Annotated in this window: 1 protein-coding gene; it reads right to left on the bottom strand. The window is 36.6% G+C overall.

The features are described 5' to 3' along the window. Positions 1-149: 149 nt before the first annotated feature. Positions 150-451 (bottom strand): GMP synthase (glutamine-hydrolyzing) (locus J7R10_RS08715; RefSeq protein ID WP_484792992.1); only part of this gene is annotated, 302 nt, incomplete at its 5' end.

The raw sequence follows: 451 nt of genomic DNA, 5'->3' as shown, positions 1-451 counted from the left end.
GCTCCACCACGGTGTGCAACAATTTTTCTCTCAGACATTCAAAATTTCACACTTCTTAATTTTAAACAATATCGGTTCATATAAATCAGATAATGATTTTTTAAAAATCATACAAAGTGCAAAACAATTTTAAAAAAATTGTTTTTCAATCATTCCCACTCAATTGTACTAGGAGGCTTTGAAGTTACATCATACACAACACGATTAATACCTCTCACTTCGTTAATAATGCGTGCCGCTGTTTTGCCTAAAAACTCCATATCATATGGATAGAAATCAGCAGTCATTCCATCTACAGATGTTACCGCGCGAAGAGCACAAACAAATTCGTAAGTGCGCCCATCGCCCATAACTCCAACAGTCTGAACAGGAAGAAGAATAGCAAAAGCCTGCCAAATTTTGTCATAAAGTCCGGCTTTACGAATTTCATCAAGGTAGATAGCATCCGCTT

Origin of the sequence: Bartonella vinsonii subsp. berkhoffii ATCC 51672 (assembly GCF_902825225.1) — a bacterium.
Taxonomy (GTDB): domain Bacteria; phylum Pseudomonadota; class Alphaproteobacteria; order Rhizobiales; family Rhizobiaceae; genus Bartonella; species Bartonella berkhoffii.
Note: the sequence above shows the minus strand (reverse complement) of the source record. Positions and strands in the feature narration are given on the sequence as shown.